The sequence below is a fragment of the Roseateles saccharophilus genome, assembly GCF_031458095.1.
Taxonomy (GTDB): domain Bacteria; phylum Pseudomonadota; class Gammaproteobacteria; order Burkholderiales; family Burkholderiaceae_C; genus Pelomonas; species Pelomonas saccharophila_A.
Genome location: NZ_JAVDXU010000001.1, coordinates 1,725,294 through 1,747,575, shown reverse-complemented (window position 1 = coordinate 1,747,575; position 22,282 = coordinate 1,725,294). Strand labels below are relative to the sequence as shown.

The following is a 22,282-nucleotide window of genomic DNA, read 5'->3' as shown; positions in this document are numbered from 1 at the left end:
CGCAAGGTTAGGCGAAGTTTGGGCCGTCCAGTTTTTCGGCCATCCAGCGGGCCGCCAGGGCCGGCCATTGCTGCTGGGTGCCGCCCAGCCCGCGCAGCGCGAAACCGTGCTCGGCCTGCGGGAAGACATGGGCCTCGACGTCCAGCCTGTGCTGCTGGGCCGCGGCGATCAGATGGAGGGCGTGGGCGATGGGCACGATGGCGTCATGCAGGGCATAAGCCAGGAAGACCGGGCAGCGCGGCAGGCCATGGGGTTCGCTGGCGATGCCTATGGGCCAGGCGTCGTAGAAGGCCTGCTTCTCGGGCGGCGCGAAGTCGGGCTTGCCGGGCGGGAATTTGTGGTCGCGGTGGTTGGCGTTGATGGGCGCGTAGGCCATGACAGCGCCCGCGCACTCACGCTGGCAGGCCATCACGCCCGCCAGATGCCCGCCCGAGGACAGGCCCACGTGCAGCAGCGGCAGCGGCGGCAGGCTGGCGAGGTGGTCGAGGGCCAGCAGGCCGTCCCGCAGGGCGATGTCAAAGGGCTGGCCGTTCTGGCCGGGCAGGCGGTGCACCAGCACATAGGCATCCAGCTCCAGCGTGTTCAGCCATTGCGCGATCTCGACGCCTTCCTTGTCATGCATCAGCTGCAGATAGCCACCACCCGCGTAGACCAGGGCACGGCCGCGGGCCGGCGTGGGCGCCAGGAATGCGTGGAGCTCCGCGCGCGTGGGGTGGCGGCAGATGCGGTCAGGCGATTCACCGTCGAAGACATTGGGCGCACCGGCCGAGAGGGCAATGACGGTCACGGTTTTTCCTTCAGCGGCAGGCCGAAGTCGGGCATGCCGTCAGCCGTGAAGTTGAGCGGCTGCACACGCGTGGCGCGGCCCGTGTCCTTCAGCGGGTCGCCGACGATGTCGCGGTAGTTGCGGGCATGGAAGATAGTGAGCACCTGGCCATCGGGCTCGGTGATGAAGCTGTTGTGGCCCGGGCCATAGATGCCGTTCTCGGGGCTGCTGACGAAGACGGGGCCGGGGGACTTGCGCCAGGACCCGGCATCGAGCAGGTCGGCGTTCTCGTCGGCCCAAAGCAGGCCCAGGCAGTACTCGGCGCCGGTGCCGGCCGCGGAGTAGCTGATGAAGACGCGGCCACCGTGGATCAGCACGGTGGGCGCCTCGTTGACCCTGTGGCGCACCTTTTCCCAGGCGTACTCGGGCCGGCTCAGCCTCAGCTGCGGCCCTTCCAGCGCCGTGGGGCTGGCCATGCGAGACAGATAGATGTCGGTGCTGTGGTTCTTCTGCGCCGGGTCGGTCTGGGCCCAGGCCATATAGCGCTGGCCGCGGTGCTCGAAGACGGTGGCGTCCAGCGTGAACGTCTCCCACCGGGTCTTGATCCGGCCGCGCTCCCGCCATTCGCCCTGCATGGGGTCGGGCGAGGCGTTCTCCAGTGCCCACAGGCGGATCTTCCAGGGTTCCCTGGCTTCGCCGGCACTGAAATAGATGAACCAGCGGCCATCGAGGAAATGCAGCTCCGGCGCCCAGATATGGCGGCTCATGGGACCGCTGTCGTGCATGCGCCAGACCACCCTCGGCTCAGCCGTCGCAAGGCCGGTGATGCTGCGTGCGCGGCGCAACTCGAGGCGGTCGTATTCGGGCACCGTGGCCATCAGGTAGTACCACTCGCCGTGGCGCAGGATCTGCGGGTCGGCGCGCTGGGGGATCAGGGGATTGGGCCAGGCGGACTGGGCTCGTGAGGGCAGGGCCGCGCCCAGCAGGGCGGCGCTGGCACCGGCCAGCAGCAGGCGGCGGGACGTCATGGCCGCTGCGCCCGGTAGTGCTCGGCCAGCACGTCAAACGCGAGCTTGCGCTGGCCGGTCTCGGAGATCAGGCCCTTGCGATTCCAACCGTTCTGGTAGACCGGATGCTCGCGGCGCGGCGAGCGGAAGTCCTTCAGGATCCACGGCGACATGCCGCGCAGTGTCGCCACCTGGGCGGCCATGGCCAGCGTCGCGCGGTAGTAGTCGGCCTGGTAGTCCTCGGAGAACTTCGGTTTCAGCACCGGGTCGCGGAAGCCCGCGAGGGCATCGGCGCCGAACTCGGAGAACAGCAGGGGCTTGTCCTTGGGCACGTCCCAGCGCAGCTGGCGCACCGCCTCCAGTGTGTCGTCGCCATACCAGCCGGCATAGGTGTTGACGGCGATGACGTCGAGCTGGGGCAGCAATGGGTCGGCGATGTGGAGGATGTCGCCCTGGCGCTCGACGAGCAGGGCTGCGCTGACCAGGCGGCTGGGGTCCAGCGCGCGCACGGTCTGCGCGAGCGCCGTGTGGAAGCGCGTGCGGTTGTCGGCCACCGGCGTTTCATTGCCGATGCTCCACAGGATCAGCGCCGCACGGTTGCGGTCGCGGTAGATGGTCTCGGCCTGCATGCGGCGGGCCCTGTCGAGCACGGCCGGCGTGTCCCAGTCGATGCTCCAGTAGACGGGGATCTCGCTCCAGACCAGCAGGCCGAGTTCGTCGGCCACGCGCAGCATGGTCTCGTTGTGCGGGTAGTGGGACAGGCGCACATAGTTGCCATGCAGGCCAGTCTTCACCTCGGTCAGCAGGCGGCGTGCGGCGGCCTCGTCGATGCGGCGAGCCGGGTTGGGACCGACTTCTTCCTCATGGATGGAGATGCCGCGCAGCGTGACGGGTTGGCCGTTGAGCAGGATCTCGCTGCCGCGCACCGCGATGGTCCGAAAGCCGATGCGGTCGCGCACGCGGTCGCCGCTCGCTTCGAATTCGACGTCGTAGAGCGTCGGCGACTCGGGCGACCAGCGCTTCAGTCCCGCCGGCGCGGCGGTATCGAAGCGGGCCTCGCCATTCGTATCGGTGCGGGCCTGCAGCGTGACGCCCAGCGTCGCGATGCGCAGGCTCACCGCCTGGTTGGCCGACTGGGCGCCGTTGAGCTGCAGGCTGCCCACCAGCCGGCCGGCGTCGGTCAGGCGCAGCGTCGCGTCGTCGATGAAGGTGGCCGGCGTCTGGAAGAGCTTGACCGGCCGCGTGATGCCGCCATACAGATCCCAGTCGGTGATCTCGGCCGGGATGGCCTGGGCATCGTGCTTGGAATCCACGCCGATGACGAGGCGGTTGCCCGTCTCGCGCAGGGCCTGCGTGATCTCGACGACGAAGGGCGTGAAGCCGCCCTCATGCCTGCCGACTTCCTGGCCGTTCAGGAAGACCGTGCTGCGGTAGTTCACGGCCTCGAAGCGCAGGAAGCTGCGCCGGCCCGGCTTCACCGGAGCATCGAAGCGGCGCTGGAACCACATCAGGCCGTCGTAGTAGCGCAGCTCGGGCAGGGCCGAGTTCCAGGCGCCGGGGATGTCCAGCATCGGCGCGCGGTCGAGGTCGTACTCGAAGAAGCCGACGCCGCCCTTGGCTTCGGTTGCGGCCACGTCCACATCGCGGAAGCGCTGCATGCGCGGCTTGGCGGGCCAGCCGTTGATGTCGGTGAAGCCGGTGCGGTAGAGGTCCTTGGAATAGGCCCATCGGCCCGACAGGTCCTGGGCGGCGGCGCGTGCCGTCAGCAGCAGGGGCGGGCGCAGCGTGTCGGCGGTGGCCAATGAGCAAAGCGTCCAGGCGAGGGCGAGCGTGATCCAGGCGCGCATGACGGCCCTTCAGTTGAAGTGGAAGAGGGGCGTCAGCGGCCACTGCCGCGGCTTGTTGTCGGGCTCGACCTCCATCAGGTCGGCCATGTAGTCCCACCAGCGGCGCATGACGGGCTGCCGGGGCAGGGCGTCGAAGGCGGCACCGGGCTTGCGCTTGAGCACGGCGAACAGGGAGAGGGTGTCTTCGTCCAGGAAGATCCAGTAGTCGTGGATGCCGGCCTCGCGCAGGGCTGCTGCGAGGTCGGGCCAGAGCTCGTCGTGGCGGCGCTTGTACTCGGCCACCACGCCGGGCTTGAGCTGCATCTTGAAGGCCAGGGTTTCGTCGCTCATCCGGGGGTCTCCTGTCTATTGAATGTCCTGCTCCGCCATCGGCAGCGCCGACACGTCGCGGCGGCGCAGGGCGGGATCATGCTGCCAGCAGCCAGGGTTCAGTCCGCCCAGTTCGATGCCCGCACCGACGGCGATGGGCTGGCCCAGCGCCAGGCGGCTGCCGGTGAAGTGCCAGTCGGCCGCATCCAGCACATGTCCGCCGCGCCGGGCCTCGACGTCCAGCCCCGTGAAATGGAAGTTGCGCAGCGGCGCCTCGGCATAGGCGTCGACCTCGAAGGCGACATCCGCGCCACGCGCCTTGAGGCGCTCGATGCGTACGCCGTCCACCTGGACGCGACCGCGCTCGGCAGGCACCGGCGCGGCCAGGTTGCGCCAGTGCGCCGGCGCGCCGGCTGTTTCGGCGGCCGGGATGTCGGCACGGCTGAAGGCGGGGTTCCAGTTCATCGTCACGCGCAGCGCGGTGGGCACGTCGCGCAGGGACAGGTCGCTGACCGTCACGCCCTCGATGAAGCCGCCACGGCTGGGCGCCGACTTGAACAGCAGGCCGACCGGCACCGGTGCGTGCACCTCGATGCGCTGCGCCGTGATGCGCCGGAACCCGCCCGAGGTCTCGCTGCCGAAGGTCAGGCCGGCGGCGCCCTCGCGGACGATGCAGTCGCTGATGCTGATGTCCTCGCAGGGGCGAGCCACACGCAGGCCGTCGGCGTCGCGGCCAGCCTTCATGCACAGGGCGTCGTCGTTGACGGCGATGTCGGCGCGGCGGATGGTGACGCGGCGCGAGGAGTCGATGTCGATGCCATCGGTGGAGGGACCGCGCGCGTCGCCATCGTTGTTGCGGATGGTGAGGCGGTCCACGGTCACGTCTTCCGAGTAGCAGAGGTGCAGCGTCCAGAAGCCGGAACGGCGCAGCAGCAGGCCATCGCCGATGCTGACGCGGGACGACTCGAAGACCTGGATGAGGCGCGGGCGCTGCGCGTCGTAGTCCGAGGCCCAGCGCAGGCCGCGCGGCTCGTAGGTCGCGCGCAGGGCCCAGTAGCTGTCCCAGAAGACCTGGCCGTCGCCGTCGATGCAGCCATCGCCAATGAGACCGACGTCATGCTCGCCGTAGATATTGACGAGGGCCGCCGGCCAGCGCATCTCGATGCCCGAGACGCGCGTGGCCAGCAACGGATAGTCGGCGAGGTTGCGTGAGCCCAGCAGCGTGGCGCCGGTCTCCAACCTCAGCGTCATGCCGCTCTTCAGGAAGAGCGAACCGGTCAGATAGGTGCCGGGCGTCAGGCTCAGTGTCGTGCGCTGCAGGGCTGCGGCGTCGATGGCGGCCTGCAGCGCCCGCGTGTCGAGGGTGATGCCGTCGCCGCGGGCGCCGAAGGCTTGGGCATCCACCTCAAACGATGCCGCTGCCGGAGGCTCCCGCTTTCGGCGGACGCTTCACGGCGACCTTCTCGCGATAGCCGCTGGCGCGATAAGCGGCCACCGGGTCGGCCGCACCACCGGCCCGCAGGCGGGCCATGGCGAGGATGGGGCTGACGTCGGTGCGGAAGGCCTTCTTCAGCGCCTGGGCCGACTGCAGCGCGTCGTTGGCTTCCTGGAAGCCAGCCAGGGCGGCGCGGTCGACCAGGGCGGCCTGCACGAAGGCGCGCTGCACCTCGACGGCGCTGCTCATCAGGCTCTCGATGGGATCGGTCACGTTGTGCGACTGGTCCAGCATATAGGCGGGCTTGAACGTGCCGTCGCGCAGCGTGGCATCGGCCAGCTCGTTGAAGACGAGGAAAAGCTGGAAGGGGTCGATGCTCCCCGAGTCCAGGTCGTCGTCGCCGTATTTGCTGTCGTTGAAGTGGAAGCCGCCGAGCTTGCCGAACTGGGCCAGGCGGGCCACGATCATCTCGATATTGGTGTTGGGCGCATGGTGGCCCAGGTCGACCAGGCATTTGGCCTTGTCGCCGAGCGTCTGCGCCGCCGCGAAGCTGGTACCCCAGTCGGCGATGACCGTGCAGTAGAAGGCCGGCTCGAACAGCTTGTGCTCGATATACATCAGCCAGTCGTCGGGCAGGGCGGCGTAGATGCCCTTGGCACTGTCCAGATAGCGCTCCAGCGCGCCGCGCAGATTGTGCTGGCCGGGGAAGTTGGCGCCGTCGCCGACCCAGACCGTCAGACCCTTGGAGCCCAGGGTCTTGCCGAGCTCGATGCAGTCGATGTTGTGGGCCACCGCCTGCTCGCGGGCGGCCTGGCTTTGCGCGGTCAGGCTGCCGTATTTGTAGGTCTGGGCCTGACCCGGCTGATCCTGGAAGGTGTTGGAGTTCACCGCGTCGAAGGACAGGCCCAGGCTGTCGGCCTGCTGGCGCAGCGCCTTGGGGTCGGCCGGCTTGTCCCAGGGGAAGTGCAGCGACACCGTGGGCGTGGCGCGCGTGAGCTGGTGGATGACGGCGCAGTCCTCCAGCTTCTCGGTCACGTCGCGCGGTTCGCCCTTGCCGGGGAAGCGCGCGAAGCGCGTGCCGCCCGTGCCCACGCCCCAGCTGGGCAGGGCGACGGCAAAGGTCTGGGCCTTGGCCGTCAGGGCCTCGATGTCCACGCCGCGGCGCGACAGCATGCCGCCCAGGGCGTCGTAGTCGGCCTGCAGTGTGGCGCGCTGGCTGGCGTTGTGCTGTTCGACCTGGCCTGAGTCGATGATTTGCGTCGTCATGTTTGTCTCCTTCCCGCCGATTGTTAGCGGGTGAACGCGGCGGCGTTGCCGGCGTCCACATTGAGGACATTGCCGGTGCTCTTGCCGGACTTGTCGCTGGCCATGAAGTACACCGCCTCGGCGATGTCCTCGGGCAGCACGCTGAGCTTGAGCATGCTGCGCTGGCGGTAGAACTCTTCGATGTTGTCGGCCTCGATCTTGTTGGAGGCGGCGCGTTCTTCCTTCCACTTGCCGTCCCAGATGCGCGAGCCGCGGATGACGGCGTCGGGGTTGACGACGTTGACGCGCACGCCGATGGCGGCGCCCTCCAGCGCGATGCAGCGGGCCAGGTGGATCTCGGCCGCCTTGGCCGTGCAATAGGCCGAGGCGCCGGCCGAGGCGACCAGGCCGTTCTTGCTGGCGACGAAGACCATGCTGCCGCCGATCTTCTGCTGCTTCATCAGGCGGAAGGCGCCGCGGCTGACCAGGAAGTAGCCGGTGACGAGGATGTTCTGATTGCGGTTCCAGATCTCCAGCGTGGTGTCTTCCAGCGGCGCGGCGGAGGCGATGCCGGCGTTGGACACGAGGATGTCCAGGCCGCCGAAGCGCAGCGAGGTGGCCGACAGCAGGGCCTCGACCTGGGCTTCGGAGGTGATGTCGCCCTGCACGGAGGCGACGCAGTCCTTGCCACCAACCTTGATCAGGGCCTGCTTCGCTTCTTCCAGTGCCCCGGCATCGATGTCGGTCAGCATGACGCAGGCGCCTTCCTGCAGCAGCTGGCGGGCCACGGCCTGGCCGATGCCGCCGGCGCCGCCCGTCACCAGGGCCACGCGCCCGGCCAGGCTCTTGGGCTTGGGCATGCGCTGCAGCTTGGCTTCCTCGAGCAGCCAGTACTCGATGTCGAAGGCCTCCTGCTCGGGCAGGCCGACATAGGTGTCCACGCCGTTGGCGCCGCGCATCACGTTGATGGCGTTGATGTAGAACTCGCCGGCGATGCGGGCCGTGGCCTTGTCCTTGGCGAAGGACAGCATGCCGACACCCGGGATCAGATAGATGACGGGATTGGCGTCGCGCACGGCCGGGCTGTTGGCGCGCTTGCAGCGCTCGTAATAGGCCGTGTAGTCGGCGCGGTAGTCCGAGAGCTGCCGGTCCAGGCCGGCCAGCAGCTTGTCGACGTCGGGCTGGGCGGGATCGAAGTCCAGCACCAGGGGGCGGATCTTGGTACGCAGGAAGTGGTCGGGGCAGGAGGTGCCCAGCGCGGCCAGCTTGGCCAGGTCGTTGCTGGCGACGAACTCCAGCACCGCGGCACTGTCGTTGAAATCGCCCAGCTTGCGTTCACCGGCGCTGATGCGGCCGCGCAGCGCGGGCATGAGCCTGGCGGCCAGAGCGGCACGCTGCTCGGGCGGCAGGGTGAGGGTCTTCACGCCGCCGAACACCGGCTGCTTGATGTTCTCGGCCAGCCATTGCTCGGCCAGGCGGATCATCTCCAGCGTGATCTCGTAGCAGGACTTGGCGGTGTCGCCCCAGGTGAAGAGGCCATGGCCTTCCAGGATGATGCCCTTCAACTTGGGCTGGGACGTGGCCAGGGCCTCGAGCTTGAGGCCGAGGTCATAGCCGGGCCGCTGCCAGGGCAGCCAGCCCAGCTGGCCGCCGAAGATGACCTCGGTCAGGCGGCGGCTGTCGGCGCAGGCGGCGATGGCGATGATGGCGTCGGGGTGCATGTGGTCGACATGCGCCTTCGGAATATAGGCATGCAGCGGCGTGTCGATACTCGCCGCACGCGGATTCAGGTTGAAGGTGCAGTGCGGCAGATAGTCCACCATCTCGTCTTCATGGGCCAGGCCGCGATAACGCTTTTTCAGCGCCTGCAGCTTGTCCATATAGAGGGTGGAAAACCCATCGAGTTTGATGCTGCCGAGGTCGCCGCCCGAGCCCTTGACCCACAGCACGTCGACGTCTTCACCGCTCAGGTGGTCGCGCATCTTCACCTTGGCCGACGTATTGCCGCCGCCGAAATTCGTCACGCGCAAATCCGAACCGAGCAGATTGGAGCGATAGAGCAGCAGTTCGGGCTCGCTCATTTTGGCTGCCACGGCGTCATCCCATTTCGAGGCGATGGGGGTTTGTGCGGGAGTTTGGGAATTTGCAGTCATCAGCTGGCCTGTATTCAGTCGTCAATCATCCCCATGAGCGCTTCTTGCGCTGCGGGGCCCGCCTTTTGCGGGTTGGCGGAACGCAGTGTGGGCTCAAACCGGGCGCCCTGCGCGGTGCCGGCGCAGTAAATCAAAAGGATGAGCGAAAGCGGGCACGGCGGCGGCTCCGCTCACGAAACGCTCAAGCTCATGAGCGTTTGTTGATTGACGCTGTCATGCAGCTGACGTAATCTGCACTTGGAACAGCGTTTCACCCAGGCTTTGATTGCTTCTGAGCGTGAGTGAAGCGGGCTGCGCCGGCCGGTGCCTACGCTCACCGGCCGTGACTCAAGACCTGGCCCGAGCCGGGCCGTCAGGCCAAGCGACATCCGCCCTGCAGAGGCTGGATGCCATAACGATGAGACAACGGTCGCCGCCGGCATCGAAGGGGCGCCCGATAAAGGTGATCCGATGATCAATCACAAGCGTCACAAGCGGCTTCTCAAACTGCTGGACGAGCGCGAGCACGCCAGCGTCCAACAATTGATGGAATGGTTGTCGGCCTCGGCCGCAACCGTGCGCCGGGATATTTCCTGGCTGGCTGCCAAAAACCAATTGACGCGCACCCGCGGCGGCGCGCAAAGGCTGGAGCAAAAGAAAAAGTCATACACGCTGTCCAGCGAGACTTTTCAAAGCAATGCCCAGCAGAATACTGCGGCCAAGCGTGCCATCGCCCGTTATGCCACGTCGATGTGCAATAACGGCGAAACCATCATCATCAATGGCGGAACTACCACTTTCATGATGGCGGAGTTTCTCGTCGAGAAACAGCTGAAGATTCTCACCAACTCCTTCCTGATGGCCGAGCGCCTGCTCGTCACCAGCGACAACGAAATCATCCTGCCCGGCGGCAAGGTCTATCGCGAGCAGAACGTCATCCTCAGCCCCTTCGAGAACGACGTCGCCCAGCACCATTACGCGGCCAAGATGTTCATGGGCGTCTATGGCCTGTCCATCCTGGGCCTGATGGAGGCCGACCCGCTGCTGATCCAGGCCGAGAAGCGCCTGATCGGCCAGGCCGAGGAGCTGGTCGTGCTGGTGGACAGTTCCAAGTTCCAGCGCAAGGCCGGCCTGGTGCTGTGCGGCCTGAACCGCGTCTCCACCGTCATCACCGATACCGGCGCGTCGGACAGCGCCGTGCAGTTGCTGGAGCATTACGGCGTGCGCGTCATCACCGTGGAGCCCGAAGCGGTGGACCCCCGGGTGGTGGAGGCTTCGGCCATGAGCTCGCATGACTACGCGGCCGTGCTGGAGTCGGGCGCTTACCACCGGCACGCGGGGCTGGTCTCTTGAGCGCTGCGTCGCCCGGCACTGTTGTCCTCGACATCGGCAAGACCAACGCCAAGCTCACCCTGATCGATGCGGCCGGCAAGACGCTGGCCGAGCGGCGCACGCCCAACACCGTGCGCCGCGATGGCCCCTATCCCCACCACGACACCGACAGGCTGTGGAGCTGGATGCTGGGTGAGTTGCGCGGGCTGTCAGCGCTGGCGCAGATCCGCGCCATCGTGCCGGTCACGCATGGCGCCACGGCGGCGCTGGTCGACAACGCGGGCCTGGTGCTGCCGGTGCTCGACTACGAGCATGTGCCGGGTGACGCGACCGACGCGGCGCGCTACGAATCGCTGCGTCCTTCCTTCGAGGAAAGCGGCTCGCCGCAATTGCCGGCGGGGCTGAACCTCGGCCGCCAGCTGGACTGGCTGCAGGCGCGCTTTCCTGCCGAGGTCGCCCGCGCCACGCATGTGCTGATGTATCCGCAATACTGGGCCTGGCGCTTCTGCGGCGTCGCGGCCAGCGAGGTGACGTCCCTGGGCTGCCACACCGATCTGTGGCGGCCCCGGGTGGCGCGGTGGTCCAGCCTGGTCGAAAGGCTGGGTTGGGAACCCCTGTTCCCGCCCCGGCGCGATGCCTGGGCGCGGCTCGGCAAGCTGAGGCCGGAACTGGCGGCCGATACCGGCTTGCCCGCAGACTGCGAGATCGTCTGCGGCATCCACGACAGCAATGCGTCGCTGCTGCGCCATCTGCTGACGCTGCAACAGAGCGGCCCCTGCACGGTGCTGTCCACCGGCACCTGGGTCATTGCCGCGGCCCTGGGATCGGCGACGCGGCCGCTTGTCGAAGCCCAGGACATGCTGGCCAACTGCGATGTCTTCGGCGACGCCGTGCCCTGCATGCGCTTCATGGGCGGACGCGAGTTCGGTGCCATCGCCGGTGCCCGGCCGGCAGCTTTCGGGCAGGCGGAGGTCGAGAAGCTGATCGCCCAGCGCAGCCTGGCCTTGCCCTGCTTTGCCGAGACCGGCGGCCCCCTCGCCGGTCAGGCCGGCCGCATCGCCGGCCCCGCACCGGCCACGCCCGCCGAGCAGGCGGCGCTGGCCACCCTCTACGTCGTGCTGATGACCGACCACTGCCTGAACGCCCTCGGCGCCGAGGGCCGCGTCGTCGTGGAAGGCGCCTTCACGGCCAATCCCTGGTTCGGCCCGCTGCTGGCCGGCCTGCGTGAGGGCCGCGATGTGAGTGTGTCGGATGACAGCAGCGGCACGACCTGCGGTGCTTGGCTGCTGGATGCCTGGGGCACTGCGCCCGAGCCGGCCGGCGAGCCGGTGGCAGCGCTGAACCCGATGGGCTGGCGGGCCTACCGCGACGCCTGGCGAACGCAGGCCGGCGCGCATTGAACGAAAAGGGCCGGTCTCTCGCGAGACCGGCCCTTTGACTTGAGCGCTGACGATCAGCCGCGCCGGCGACGGCGCATGCCGGCGACACCCAGGCCGGCCAGCGCGGTCAGGGCCAGCGAGCCCGGCTCCGGAATGCTGAAGGCCCGCACGCTGTCGATGGCCGGCACGCTGTAGCCACTCGTGTCGGTCGCGCTGTCGAAGGCATAGACGCGAACTTCGTCAAAGCCGACGAGATCGCTCAGCCCCAGCACGCCACCGATGCCTGCTGCGCCGAGGGACACGCGGCCGGTGCCGGTCTGCACGCCGTCCAGCCAGGTCTGCCACATCAGATAGATGCTGGCGTAGCCCGAATCGACGGCGAACTCAATGCCGTTGAGGTCGCGCGCCGCGCTGCGGATGGACAGATAGGCGTTCATGCCCGCGGTGGCGAAGTAGTTGCCTGAGAAGGACTGGCTGTAGCTCTCGCCGGCATTGAGGTCCACGCAGTTGCCACCGGCATAGCCGCAGCCGCCGTTGTCGTTGGCCAGGCCGGTGTGGCTGAACAGCAGGCCGCCTTCCGACCAGGGGCTGTCGAGGTTGACGTTGGCCGTGAAGTCGGCGGCGTAGGTCAGGTGGGCTGCACCCGGCGTGGCGCTGCCGACGCCGGTGGTCTGGACGACCGAAGCCATGGCCGGTGCGGCGAACAGGGCGGCGATCAGCGAAAGGAGTCGGGTTTTCATGATGTCAGGGCAGCTGGATGAGGTCGATGGCATCGAAGGAGATGCTGGGGCTGAGGAAGCGCGCGCCGGCGGTGCCGCTGACCGTGTTGATGGTCAGCACATTGGTGCCGACGACCAGTTGGCTGGCCGGGATGTCGAAGTTGTAGATGCGGTTCACGCCGCGGTACGTGCCCACCGTCATGTTGCGCGACACCTTGGGCGGCGCCGGGGGAATGGCCGACGTCCAGCTGTTGACGCTGACCTGGGGGCGGGCGCCGGCGAAGTCGGCCGTGAGCCCGACGCGCAGCCGCAGCGGCGCCGCGTTCTGGCCTCGCTTGAGCATGAAGCGCACCTGCAGGCCGTTGTTGACGTCCTTCCATTGGTAGGCCGGCCATTGCGTCGCGGCATTGGACTGGCCGATGACGAAGGGCCCGACATTCCACGACGCCATGCGCACGTCACCCGGATGCATGAAGGTCAGCTTGTCGCCGTTGATGAACTCCTGCGGCGAGCCGTCCCACTGGCCGATGCGCCAGAGGGCCGGCGTGGCGGCAGGGTCGGCGGTGATGGTGATGGGGTTCAGCGCGTAATTGGCATTGGCCGTCACGGTGACCTGGGCGGTCTGCACTTCCAGCTCGCCCTTGTAGATGGTCATGGTGTAGACGCCCGGCAGCATGCCTTCGGCCGTGAAATGGCCGTCGGCCGGATCGGCATCCACCCAGTACTGCGCCTTGCTGTTGGCGAAGCCCGCCGTGTAGGGCACGCCCGCGACGCGGCCGTTGAGGCCGGCCACGCTGACCGAACCGCGGCCCACCGGCGGCACATAGCCCACCAGGTTCAGCGCGCCGTACCAGCTCGTGTCCGGGCGCACCGTCGGCAGCGCACCGTCGGTGAACATCAGGATGTAGGTGTTCAGGATGCCAAGGCGGAAGGCCTCGGTCTGGGCCTCGCCGTAATTGACCATATAGGTCAGCTCGTTGGTGGTGTCGGTGATCTGCTGCAGCAGGCTGCGGTAGAACGGGCCGCCCGAGTCGCCCTCATGGTTGTCGCGCCAGAACCAGAGGCCGACGCCGGGGCCGGTGCCACCGAGGATCTGCCAGTCCTTGAGGCGGCGGTTGGAGTAGTGCTTGGAGCGCGACTCGCCGGCGCGCGCATCGGGCGCGGTGAAGCCGAACACGTCGGCCGACTCGATGGCGCCACTGGTGCCGCGCAGGTCTTCGGCCCAGAAGTTGGCGCCGTTGTAGCTGACGAGGCCGCCGGCCGTGCTGGCCGGGCCGCCACTGGGCAGCTTGGCGATGGGCACGCGGGCGATGAAGCGCACCAGGCCGTGCACGTCGGGTTCCTCGGTGAAGTGGGTGCCCATGTGGATATGGGGCTGGCCCTTCCTGACGAGGTAGTAGTGGGTCAGCACGCCGCCCTTGGTGCTGGTGCTGGTCAGCGTGATCTTGATGTAGTCGCTGCCGGTGACGACGCCGCCGTTGATGTTGGCGGCGGGCGTGGCCACGCCGTTGGCGTCGACGAGCTCGGCCTTGACGGTCAGCGCGCTGACGTTGGTGTAGAGCCAGTCCGCGCCCGAGTTCAGCTGGGTGCCGCGTGCCGGGTCGGCGTACTCCACGCCCTTGTAGACCAGGCTGGAGATGTCGCCCGCCGACGTGGTGCTGGCGCCGTTGTCATAGGCGCGCACCTTGAACACGAGGCCGCCATCGGTGTCGATGATGTATTGCGGCTTGGCGGCATTGCCGCTGTCGTGCACGGTGGTGATGCTGAAGGCCGCCATCGCGGGTGCGCAGGCGGCGAGCAGGCCTGCGGCCAGCCAGCGCGTCCAGGGCGGGCGCGCGCTTGTCGTCGTGTTCATGAGGTCTCCTGGTTGGTGTCTTTGTTCACGGTCTATGACCGGGAACGGACTCTAGGCAGGGGACCTCGGTGCGTGTACTCAACCCGCTGAGCGTTTGGACGTCGTTTCAAACGCGCCGTTGAAGGGGCGCCTTGATGCGCGCTAACACGGTGTTTGCGATAGCCGATGCGGCATCGCGCTCACTTCATCAACGCTTGATAGGTGAGGTTGCGCACACGCAGATGCAGCGTCGAGTTGCCCGCGGGACGCAGCTGGGTCATGAAGAGAATGACCAGTCTCTCCTTGGGATCGACCGTGTACTGCGGGAAATAGGCGCTGCCCCAGCCGAAGGCGCCTTCGCTGCCCAGTTCCTTGAAGCCGCCGCGACGCACATTGACCCAGAAGCCCAGGCCGAAGCCGTCGGCATCGCCGCCGGACTTCGTTCCGAGGTGGTCGGCCGTCATCAGCGCCACGGTATGGGGCGACAGCAGGCGCACGCCGTCCAGCTCGCCCTGGTTCAGCAGCATCTGCAGGAAGCGCGTGTAGTCGCCGGCCGTGGACAACATGCCGGCGCCGCCGGACAGCAGCTTGCGCGGGCCGTTGACGAAGTCGCTGCGGGCCGGCGTCTCCATCAGCTTGAGCTGGCCGCCCTCCAGGCCATAGACATTGGCCAGCCGCGAGAGCTTGTCCGGCGACAGGAAGAAGCTGGTGTCGGGCATGCGCAGCGGATCGGTGATGCGCTGCTTGATGAAGCGGTCCAGCGGCATGCCTGAGACGACCTCCACCAGCCGGCCCAGCACGTCGGTCGCATAGCCGTAGATGAAGGCATCACCCGGCTGCCCCTGCAGCGGCAGGGCGGCGAAGCGCTCGGTCCACTGCGCCAGGGTCTCGTCGTTGCCGACGAGATACCAGTCCGTCAGCACGGCCTTGGCATAGGCCGAGGCCGCCGGGCCGCCGCCATAGCTCATGCCGGCGGTATGGGTCAGCAGGTCGTGGATGGTCAGCGGCCGGCGCGGCTTCTCGGTGCCGCCGCCGGGCAGAGCCACCTGCACGTTGGCGAAGGCCGGCAGATAGCGGGCCACCGGATCCTTCAGCAGGAAGCGGCCTTCCTCGTAGAGCATCATGGCCGCGACGGTGGTCAGGGCCTTGGTCATGGAGGCGATGCGGAAGATGGTGTCCTTCTGCATGGGCCGGGCGCTCTCGATGTCCTGCTGGCCATAGGCCTTAAAGACGACGGGTTTGCCGTCGCGCAGCACCACCATGACGCCGCCCGCGAGCTGTCTGCCGTTGATCTGCTCGTCGATGGCCGCGTCCAGCCGCTTCAGGCGTTCGACCGAGAAGCCGGCGACGAGGGCCGGTGGCGCTGCGAAAGCGACGGGCGCGTGGACCAGCGTGGCACCGGCCAGTGCCACGGCGAGGACGAGAGACTTCATGCGGCTTAGTCGCCCAGCGGGCGCTGGTTGGTGAAGCCGGGGCTGGTAGCGACGCGGAATTGCTCCGGCGCCTGCGGCCGGCCCGGCTCGATGGCGCCCAGATCATCCCGCAGCTGATCAGCCACCGGCACCCGGGCTTGCCTCAAGCCCAGGGCCACCAAACGCGCCAACTGCAGGGCGCCGTAGTTGTTGTGGTGGGTGTTGTCCAGCTTGCCGTTGTTCAGTGGGTGGGCGGCCTGGGAGCGTTCGGAGCCGAGGGCGGCATAGAACTGCTGGCTCATCGCATTGAGGTCGATGAAGGCAAGTTTCATGTCCTGGGCCACCGCGCGAGCCGCGTCGGCGTACTCGGTCAGGCTGGGCTTGAGCTTGCCTTGCGAATCGAAGTTGCGCCTTTCCATCGACGACATCACCACCGGCACGCCACCGCGCGCCAGGATGCGCTCGGCGTGGGTGCGCAGCTCGGCCTTGTAGGTCTGGGCGTTGCCGCTGCCGTCCTTCTGCTGCTTCTGGTCGTTGTGGCCGAACTGCAGCAGCACCGTGTCGCCGGGCCGCAGCACGGACAGGATCTTGTCGATGCGCCGGCGCGCCAGCGAGTCGCGATAGGTCTCGCCCGACTCGGCATGGTTGGCCACGGCCACCGTGGGCTTGAACAGGGCCGTCAGCATCTGGCCCCAGCTGGCATAGGGCTCGCCGCTCTGGTCGGCGACCGTCGAGTCGCCCAGCAGGAAGACGGTGGGCACGCTGACGGGCTCGATGACGAAGCGGCGCAGGGCGGGACGGTCGCCGTTGATCTCCAGCGTCAGGCGGCGGTCCCAGGCCCAGGCTTCGCTGGCGATCTCGCGCTCCTTGAGCTTGACGCGGCCGGCTTCAATCCCCGGGGCGGCGGCGATGTCGGCCGTGCGCACGTTGACGATGAAGCTGCGGGTCTCGGTGCCGCCGGCGGGCAGCCTGGCGCTGTCCAGCATCAGCCGGCGCAGCTCGGCCTTGATCGTCGTGTCGCTCGCTGCCGCGCCACCCAGCGTCGCAGTCACGCGGTAATTGCCTTCGGGCAGGTCGACCGAGAAGAAGCTGGGCTGGCCGGCGGCATTGGGCGGCGCGCCGGGCTCGAAGCCGTTGCCGCGTTCGCGGCTGTACGTCGGCTCGGCCTTGCCGTCGAAGTCGAAGCGCAGCGCGTGTGCCGCAAGCGGCTGCGAAATGCAACCACAGAGACACAGAGGCACAGAGAGAAGCAAGGAAAGAAGAACCTTCATTCCTCTGTGTCTCAGTGCCTCTGTGGTTGTGTTCATTGCAGGCATGTCAGTCGGTCAGTTGATCGCCGATCAGCGCCAGGTTCTGGATCGCCGCCAGGCCCCATTGCGCCGTGTCGTTGGTGCTGATCCACGGCGCTTCGTCCACCGGATTGAGCGCCAGCGGGCCGGCGATGCGTGTCGTCTTCAGCGTCTTGTGGCCGCGCGGGTCGTCGGCCCAGAACTCGCGCCAGGCGCGCTGGGCCAGGGCCTTGTCCTGCTTGTGCTTGGCGGCGTAGGCGCTGAGGCGCGAGTGGCCCACGCTCAGCACCGTGCCGCCGCCGTGCGGGGCGCCCAGGGCCTTGACCTGCTGCTCGCGCGGTGCGTTGTAGAGCTCGCAGTACTGCAGCCAGGCCTGCTTGAACGCGGGTTCGTCGATCAACTCCACCAGCTCGGCCATCATCTCGACCGCACCGAAGACGGCGCTGAGGTGGCTGGCACTGAGCTTGTCGCCGCTGACGTTGTGGAAGGCGCCTTCGTTGGGCCCGCTGGGCTCGTAGCCGCCGCTGCCGGTGAAGAAGCCATGCGGCATGGCCGCGATGCCCTTCATGCCGCGCAAGAGCTTGTTGCGCCAGCGCACGTCGCCGGTGCGCTCCCACTCGGTCAGCACGTTGGCGACGACCGAGCCCCAGTCGGTGCCGAAGCCGATGCGGGCCGGCCAGGGACCCTTGTCGACGCGGCCGGCGATCTTGCGCACCGGGTCGACCTCGTCCATCTTGGTGTCGGCGCTCAGCACCTCGCGCATGACGTCGCCGATGCGCTCGTCGGCGGTCAGGTAATAGTAGAAGCGCCGGTAGGCGGCAGTCGAGATGCGCGCCTGCTTGGCACTGCAGCCCCAGTGCTGGACGTTGTGCCGCGTGCCCAGGCCCTGGAAGCGGCCGGCGTGATAGATGTCGACCTCGCTGGTGTGGCGCACCATGGCTTCGGCGAAGCGGAAGATGTCGGCGCGGCCACTGCGCAAGTAGGCGTACCAGAGCCAGAGGTCGGGCGAGAGCTCGGAGTTGTCCCAGGCGAAGCCGCCGACGTCGTAGCGCCATTCGTGGCGGTCGCTGTCATAGGTGTGGCGGATGTCGCCGTAGTCCCAGAAGCCGTACCAGTGGCGCTGCTCGACTTCCTTCGCATAGAAGCCGAACAGGAAGTCCAGCTTGTCCTCGATCTTCTGGCGCGCCGGCGTGCTGCGGTCGGGCAGGCTCCACAGCTTGCCGAAGACGCCGGCCTGCAGATAGCGCTGCGGTGAAGCGGCCAGCTGCGGCGGCGTCTGCACGGCGGCGGCCATCTGCACCAGGCGTTCGCGCGTCGGCGTGGCGGCCAGCGCCCACAGCGTGATCTCGCTGCTGCGCGCGATGCCGACCGGCGTGCCGAAGCCCTTCTCGTAGTCCTCGTAGGTCATCTCCAGGCCCTCGAGCTCCTGCTCGTGGGTCTCCTGGCCCAGGCCATCGTGATAGAAGCGCAAGTCCATGGCCGGCGCCTCGGGCGAGTGCATCCACACGGTGACTTCTGCGGCCTCGCCGATGGCGTTGCGGATGTCCAGCTGCGTCGGGTGGCGCTGCCAGAAGTCGCGCAGGCCGAAGGCCACGCCGCCGGTCGCGCCGCCGATATAGCCCGTGCCCGGCGCGCGCTTGCCGAAGGCAGCGGGAATCCAGCCGTGGCCGGCCTTGGTGCGCTTCTTGATCTGGAAGCCGTCGGCGTTGAGCTGGGTCAAGCTGTAATCACCCCAGGCCGGGATGCGGTGATGCAGATCGCGCACCTGCTTGCCCCATTGCGCCAGCGGCGGCGTGGCGCGGCCAGCGAGCTGGGCCTCGCGCACGGCGGCGCCGGGGTCGCGGCGCAGGCCGGTCAGGTTGCGCACGCCCTCGGCCCACAGGCCGCCGGACTCGCCGGCGAAGCGGACGTGACGGTCGTAGAGGGCGTCGCGCAGCGGCACGTCGAAGCGCAGGCCGATGCCGCGCAGGAAGTCCTTCTGGTCGTCGCCATCGAAGATGAAGCTGTGCATGACGCGCAGCGACTCGGCGCCGGCATAGAAATACAAGCGCACCGCGAAGGGCAGCCATTCGCGGCCGGCGCTGCTGCGGTGCTGGCCATCGACCTTGATGACGGCGCGCACCGGGCCGGTCTGCTCGATGGTCAGTTTGCTGATGCGGCTGTCGAAGCGGGTCTGGGTGACCGGGCCGTTCTCGGCATCGGGCTTGTCATCGGTCTGCGCGATCAACGTGGCGGCGCGCAGGATCTCGCGGCCGTCGCGCTCGACGCTGTGCACGAGCTGCGCTCCGCTGCGCGGCAGCTTGGCGCGGATGACGCCAGTATCGACCTCGATGAAGTCCTTCTCTTCACGCACAGTCACTTTCGCGCCGACGATGGTCGCACCCTTGCCGGGGCGGATGCTGGGCGCCACACTTGCGTCGACGCCGGCTGGCAACGCATGTGCCGTCCACTTCAATGAGCCATCGGGCCACCATGCCAGCGGCCAGGTCTGCAGCGGCAGCGGGCGGCCTTGGGCGTCGACGGCGTTGAACTCCTGGTTCTTCTTGTGTTGACCCCGCGGCCAGGGCAGGCCGAGCGTGGCGCCCAACATCAGCTCGGGTGCCGAGCCGTCCAGCCAGCGCAGTGCGTTCGTGTCCGCGGTGACGGAAGCAGCCGGTGCGGGCGCCGGTGCGGCACTGGCGGCCGTGGCCAGGCCCGTCAGCCCCAGAGGCAGGGACGCGGTCTTGAAGAAATTGCGGCGACTGAAATCGGTCATGGGCGGGCTTGCAAGGGTTGCAGCGAGGAGTCGGCGGCGTGGCCGCTGCCGCGGCCCCAGAGGCGGTCATAGGACCAGCCGGTCAGGTCTTCGACGATGCGGCGGTTCGCTTCGCTCTTGGCCTCGGTGGCGCCGCTGCGCAGGCGCTCCACCTCATGCACGAGGACCGCGTGCGTGCTGGCGTTGAGTCGGAAGCGCCAGGACGCCAGCAGGCCAAACAGCATCATCAGCAGCGGCCCGCCCACCATCAGCAGCGTGATGGTCTGGATGGCCTCGGGCGTCTGCACGATGGCTTCGCCGGGCCGGCTCTTGGGCGAGACATAGCCGCCCAGGTCGATGATCCAGCCGCTGGCGATGATGGCGGCGCTCTGGGCCATCTTGCGCACCAGCGTCATCACGCCGGCGAAGATGCCTTCGCGACGCTGGCCGGTGACGGCCTCGTCGATGTCGGGCAGGTAGTTGTAGACCGACCAGGGCACGAAGTTCAGCGTGCCGCGGCCCAGGCCCGCCAGCACGATGGGCACGAAGAGCCAGAAGATCAGGCTGAAGGAGAAGCTGGGGCTGGTGGGATCGAGCGCGGTAAAAAGGTTGGCGCCCAGCGCCTTGAAGCCGGCCTGGAAGCCTTCGGGCCGCGTCAGGTAGAAGCCAAAGTACAGCAGCAGCGCGGCGCCGAACAACGAGATGGCCAGGCGATAGGCCAGCACGGGGCCGGTGCGGATGACGATCTGGATGGCCACCATCACCGAGATCAGCTGGGCCACGTACATGACCGTCATCAGCTGCGAGATCACCAGCGTCGCGCCCATCAGCACCGTGGCCACGAAGATGGGGAAGGCGGTGTTGAAGATGTCCTGCGACAGATAGCCACCGAGATAGATGGACAGGTGCTGGCGGAAGGCGCGGATCTTCAGCGTCGAGAACAGGTCACCGAACATCTTGACCGGCAGGGCCAGCGCGGCCTTCAGCGTCACGCCGCCATAGGTCTGCGACAGCACGGCCTGCTCGCGTGTGCCGTAAGGCCGCTCCCAGGTCGTCAGCACGACGAGGGTGACGACGACCGAGAAGATGACGCCGAAGATGGCCGCCATCCAGAAGAAGGTGTCGGGCGAGTCCTTGCCACCGAACTGGCTGATCAGCAGCGTGGGCAGGTAGGAGGCCAGGATGGCCGAGCTCTGCGCCACGATCATGCGCGCGCCGGCGAACTTGGCCTTGGCCTTGTAATCCTTGGTCATCTCGGCCGCCAGCGTCTCCCAAGGGATGAGAAACATCGTGTACAGCAGCTCGAAGAAGATGAAGGCGAGCAGGTAGTAGCTGAAGCTGTGCCCGGTGCGGAAGATCAGCGCGAAGCTGGGCAGCAGCGGGATGGTGATGAGCAGGAAGAGCTTGCGCCGCCCGATCTTGCGGCCCACCCAGGTGTGGCGCAGGTTGTCGGACACATAGCCGATCAGCGGGCAGGTGATGGCTTCCAGCAGGCGCGGCAGGCCGAGGATGAGGCCTGCCTCGACGGCGGAGAGGCCGCAAAAGGTGGTGAAGAAATAGAACAGCCAGCCGGTGATCACGGCCTGGGCGCCGGCGCCCAGCATGTCGCCCGAGCCCCAGCCCCAGTAGTTGATCCAGTTCGGCTCGCGGGCCGCGGGGTGCAGGTTCTTCATCAGATGAAGCGCACCAGCAGTTCGCCCATGGCCAGCAGGGCCATCGCCTGGCCGAAGGGCATGGAGGTCAGCGGGATGTCCTTGTATTCCTGCAGGGTGTTGAACACCGGCGTGCCGAAGCTGACCTGGGTCAGCTCGCCCGCTTCGTTGATCTTGCTGCGCACGGCCAGCGCGGCCTTCAGGCCGACGGCCTCAAACTCCTTGGAGATATAGCCCTTGCGGACGGCCTTCAGGATGCCGTAGGCAAAGCCGGCGGAGGCGGCGGCTTCGTCATACGAGGTCGGGTCGTCCAGCAGGGTGGGCCACAGGCCGGATGCGGACTGGCAGGCGGCGAGCGCCTTGACCTGGGCCTCCAGCGTCGAGACCAGGAACTGGCGGAAGGCGTCACCCTCGGGCAGGTCGAGCAGCTCGATGAACTCCGGGATGACGATGGTGACCCAGGAGTTGCCGCGCGCCCACAGCGCATTGGCGAAGTTGTGGCGGCCCTCGAAGGTCCAGCCGTGGAACCACAGGCCCGTCTTGCGGTCGGCCAGATATTTGATGTGGACGAGGAACTGGCGCTTGGCCTCCTCGACGTAGTGCGGCCGGTTCAGCAGCAGGCCGAACTTGGCCAGCGGCAGCACCGACATCATCAGCGTGTCGTCCCACAGCTGCTGGTGGTTCACGCTGTTGTAGACGATGTGCTGGAAGCCGCCTTCCTCGGTGCGCGGCAGGTCCTTGTAGACCCACTCGGCCCAGCGGTCGATATAGGGCAGGAAGCGGCGCTCGCCGCTGCGGTCGAACAGATAGGCCAGGGTCAGGAAGGGCGCGACCGTGTTGATGTTGCGGCTGGGCATGCCCTCGGCGAAGCGGGCCTCGAACCAGCTCGTCATGATGTCCCAGGCCTTGGGGTCGCCGGTCAGCTCCCAGACCTTGTAGACGCCGTACAGGCCCACGCCATGCGTCCACTCGAAGCCGTTCCAGCCCTTGGTGTCCAGCACGCGGCCATCGTCCAGGCGCAGCAGGAATTTGCCGTCCTTGTCCTCGATGTTGACCAGGTTGTGGATCAGCCTATCGATGGCGCCGCGGATGTCGTTGCGGTCCGCGCCCAGGCCGGCGGTGTGGTGAGCCAGCAGCGGGTGGATGCGCGAGGAGTCGACGGGCTTGAGGATCTGCTTGGACATGGTCTT

At 67.7% G+C, this 22,282-nt stretch carries 16 protein-coding genes; 2 read left to right on the top strand and 14 right to left on the bottom strand.

Features of this window, described 5'->3' with window-relative positions; genetic code table 11:
• Positions 1 to 7: 7 nt before the first annotated feature.
• The 7 genes from J2X20_RS08065 to J2X20_RS08035 are packed head-to-tail and all read right to left on the bottom strand — an operon-like array spanning position 8 to position 8,762.
• Positions 8 to 787 (bottom strand): prolyl oligopeptidase family serine peptidase, encoded by a 780-nt coding sequence (locus tag J2X20_RS08065; RefSeq protein WP_310263198.1) that lies wholly within the window; start codon positions 785 to 787, stop codon positions 8 to 10.
• Positions 784 to 1,794 (bottom strand): glycoside hydrolase family 43 protein, encoded by a 1,011-nt coding sequence (locus J2X20_RS08060; RefSeq protein ID WP_310263196.1) that lies wholly within the window; start codon positions 1,792 to 1,794, stop codon positions 784 to 786. Before J2X20_RS08060 ends, J2X20_RS08065 begins: the two co-directional genes overlap by 4 nt.
• Positions 1,791 to 3,620 (bottom strand): glycoside hydrolase family 2 protein, encoded by a 1,830-nt coding sequence (locus tag J2X20_RS08055; RefSeq protein ID WP_310263194.1) that lies wholly within the window; start codon positions 3,618 to 3,620, stop codon positions 1,791 to 1,793. The genes J2X20_RS08060 and J2X20_RS08055 overlap by 4 nt, the downstream gene beginning before the upstream one ends.
• 9 nt (positions 3,621 to 3,629) lie before the next feature.
• The gene (locus J2X20_RS08050) at positions 3,630 to 3,950 is read right to left on the bottom strand and encodes an L-rhamnose mutarotase (RefSeq protein ID WP_310263193.1); all 321 of its coding nucleotides are present in this window, start codon (positions 3,948 to 3,950) and stop codon (positions 3,630 to 3,632) included.
• 15 nt (positions 3,951 to 3,965) lie between these two features.
• Entirely contained in the window at positions 3,966 to 5,333 is a 1,368-nt protein-coding gene (locus J2X20_RS08045; protein ID WP_310263191.1) for a glycoside hydrolase family 28 protein, read from the bottom strand.
• A gap of 1 nt (position 5,334) precedes the next feature.
• Complete coding sequence (gene rhaI / locus J2X20_RS08040) at positions 5,335 to 6,630, bottom strand: L-rhamnose catabolism isomerase (protein ID WP_310263189.1); 1,296 nt, start codon at positions 6,628 to 6,630, stop codon at positions 5,335 to 5,337.
• Between the two features lie 23 nt (positions 6,631 to 6,653).
• A complete protein-coding gene (locus J2X20_RS08035) occupies positions 6,654 to 8,762 on the bottom strand; it encodes a bifunctional rhamnulose-1-phosphate aldolase/short-chain dehydrogenase (protein ID WP_310263187.1) in 2,109 nt (702 codons plus the stop codon).
• A gap of 303 nt (positions 8,763 to 9,065) precedes the next feature.
• Here J2X20_RS08035 and J2X20_RS08030 point away from each other — a divergent pair, with 303 nt between their 5' ends.
• Both J2X20_RS08030 and J2X20_RS08025 read left to right on the top strand, forming a co-directional pair.
• Positions 9,066 to 10,094 (top strand): DeoR/GlpR family DNA-binding transcription regulator, encoded by a 1,029-nt coding sequence (locus J2X20_RS08030; protein WP_310263186.1) that lies wholly within the window; start codon positions 9,066 to 9,068, stop codon positions 10,092 to 10,094.
• Entirely contained in the window at positions 10,091 to 11,473 is a 1,383-nt protein-coding gene (locus tag J2X20_RS08025) for an FGGY-family carbohydrate kinase (RefSeq protein WP_310263185.1), read from the top strand. Before J2X20_RS08030 ends, J2X20_RS08025 begins: the two co-directional genes overlap by 4 nt.
• Positions 11,474 to 11,526: 53 nt before the next feature.
• Here J2X20_RS08025 and J2X20_RS08020 read toward each other — a convergent pair whose 3' ends face one another.
• The 7 genes from J2X20_RS08020 to bglB form a co-directional block, all read right to left on the bottom strand.
• Entirely contained in the window at positions 11,527 to 12,192 is a 666-nt protein-coding gene (locus J2X20_RS08020) for a PEP-CTERM sorting domain-containing protein (protein ID WP_310263184.1), read from the bottom strand.
• A 4-nt stretch (positions 12,193 to 12,196) separates the two neighbouring features.
• The gene (locus tag J2X20_RS08015; protein WP_310263182.1) at positions 12,197 to 14,026 is read right to left on the bottom strand and encodes a rhamnogalacturonan lyase B N-terminal domain-containing protein; all 1,830 of its coding nucleotides are present in this window, start codon (positions 14,024 to 14,026) and stop codon (positions 12,197 to 12,199) included.
• A 179-nt stretch (positions 14,027 to 14,205) separates the two neighbouring features.
• Positions 14,206 to 15,438, bottom strand: a complete 1,233-nt coding sequence (locus J2X20_RS08010) for a serine hydrolase domain-containing protein (protein ID WP_310263181.1) — start codon at positions 15,436 to 15,438, stop codon at positions 14,206 to 14,208.
• Between the two features lie 5 nt (positions 15,439 to 15,443).
• The gene (locus J2X20_RS08005; RefSeq protein WP_310263179.1) at positions 15,444 to 16,658 is read right to left on the bottom strand and encodes a rhamnogalacturonan acetylesterase; all 1,215 of its coding nucleotides are present in this window, start codon (positions 16,656 to 16,658) and stop codon (positions 15,444 to 15,446) included.
• A 76-nt stretch (positions 16,659 to 16,734) separates the two neighbouring features.
• On the bottom strand, positions 16,735 to 19,461 hold the full coding sequence (locus J2X20_RS08000) for an exo-rhamnogalacturonan lyase family protein (protein WP_310263178.1): 2,727 nt from the start codon (positions 19,459 to 19,461) through the stop codon (positions 16,735 to 16,737).
• Positions 19,458 to 21,113, bottom strand: coding sequence for an MFS transporter (locus tag J2X20_RS07995; RefSeq protein WP_310263177.1), 1,656 nt, complete (start codon positions 21,111 to 21,113; stop codon positions 19,458 to 19,460). The genes J2X20_RS08000 and J2X20_RS07995 overlap by 4 nt, the downstream gene beginning before the upstream one ends.
• Complete coding sequence (bglB, locus tag J2X20_RS07990) at positions 21,113 to 22,276, bottom strand: beta-galactosidase BglB (RefSeq protein WP_310263175.1); 1,164 nt, start codon at positions 22,274 to 22,276, stop codon at positions 21,113 to 21,115. Before bglB ends, J2X20_RS07995 begins: the two co-directional genes overlap by 1 nt.
• Positions 22,277 to 22,282 lie beyond the last annotated feature (6 nt).

Excerpts from the sequence above, each read along its gene's own strand:
- J2X20_RS07995 (WP_310263177.1), bottom strand. The coding sequence starts at position 21,113 with ATGAAGAACCTGCACCCCGCGGCCCGCGAGCCGAACTGGATCAACTAC.
- rhaI (WP_310263189.1), bottom strand. The coding sequence starts at position 6,630 with ATGACGACGCAAATCATCGACTCAGGCCAGGTCGAACAGCACAACGCC.
- J2X20_RS08060 (WP_310263196.1), bottom strand. The coding sequence starts at position 1,794 with ATGACGTCCCGCCGCCTGCTGCTGGCCGGTGCCAGCGCCGCCCTGCTG.
- J2X20_RS08010 (WP_310263181.1), bottom strand. The coding sequence starts at position 15,438 with ATGAAGTCTCTCGTCCTCGCCGTGGCACTGGCCGGTGCCACGCTGGTC.
- J2X20_RS08055 (WP_310263194.1), bottom strand. The coding sequence starts at position 3,620 with ATGCGCGCCTGGATCACGCTCGCCCTCGCCTGGACGCTTTGCTCATTG.
- J2X20_RS08035 (WP_310263187.1), bottom strand. The coding sequence starts at position 8,762 with ATGACTGCAAATTCCCAAACTCCCGCACAAACCCCCATCGCCTCGAAA.
- J2X20_RS08015 (WP_310263182.1), bottom strand. The coding sequence starts at position 14,026 with ATGAACACGACGACAAGCGCGCGCCCGCCCTGGACGCGCTGGCTGGCC.
- J2X20_RS08050 (WP_310263193.1), bottom strand. The coding sequence starts at position 3,950 with ATGAGCGACGAAACCCTGGCCTTCAAGATGCAGCTCAAGCCCGGCGTG.
- J2X20_RS08000 (WP_310263178.1), bottom strand. The coding sequence starts at position 19,461 with ATGACCGATTTCAGTCGCCGCAATTTCTTCAAGACCGCGTCCCTGCCT.
- J2X20_RS08020 (WP_310263184.1), bottom strand. The coding sequence starts at position 12,192 with ATGAAAACCCGACTCCTTTCGCTGATCGCCGCCCTGTTCGCCGCACCG.
- bglB (WP_310263175.1), bottom strand. The coding sequence starts at position 22,276 with ATGTCCAAGCAGATCCTCAAGCCCGTCGACTCCTCGCGCATCCACCCG.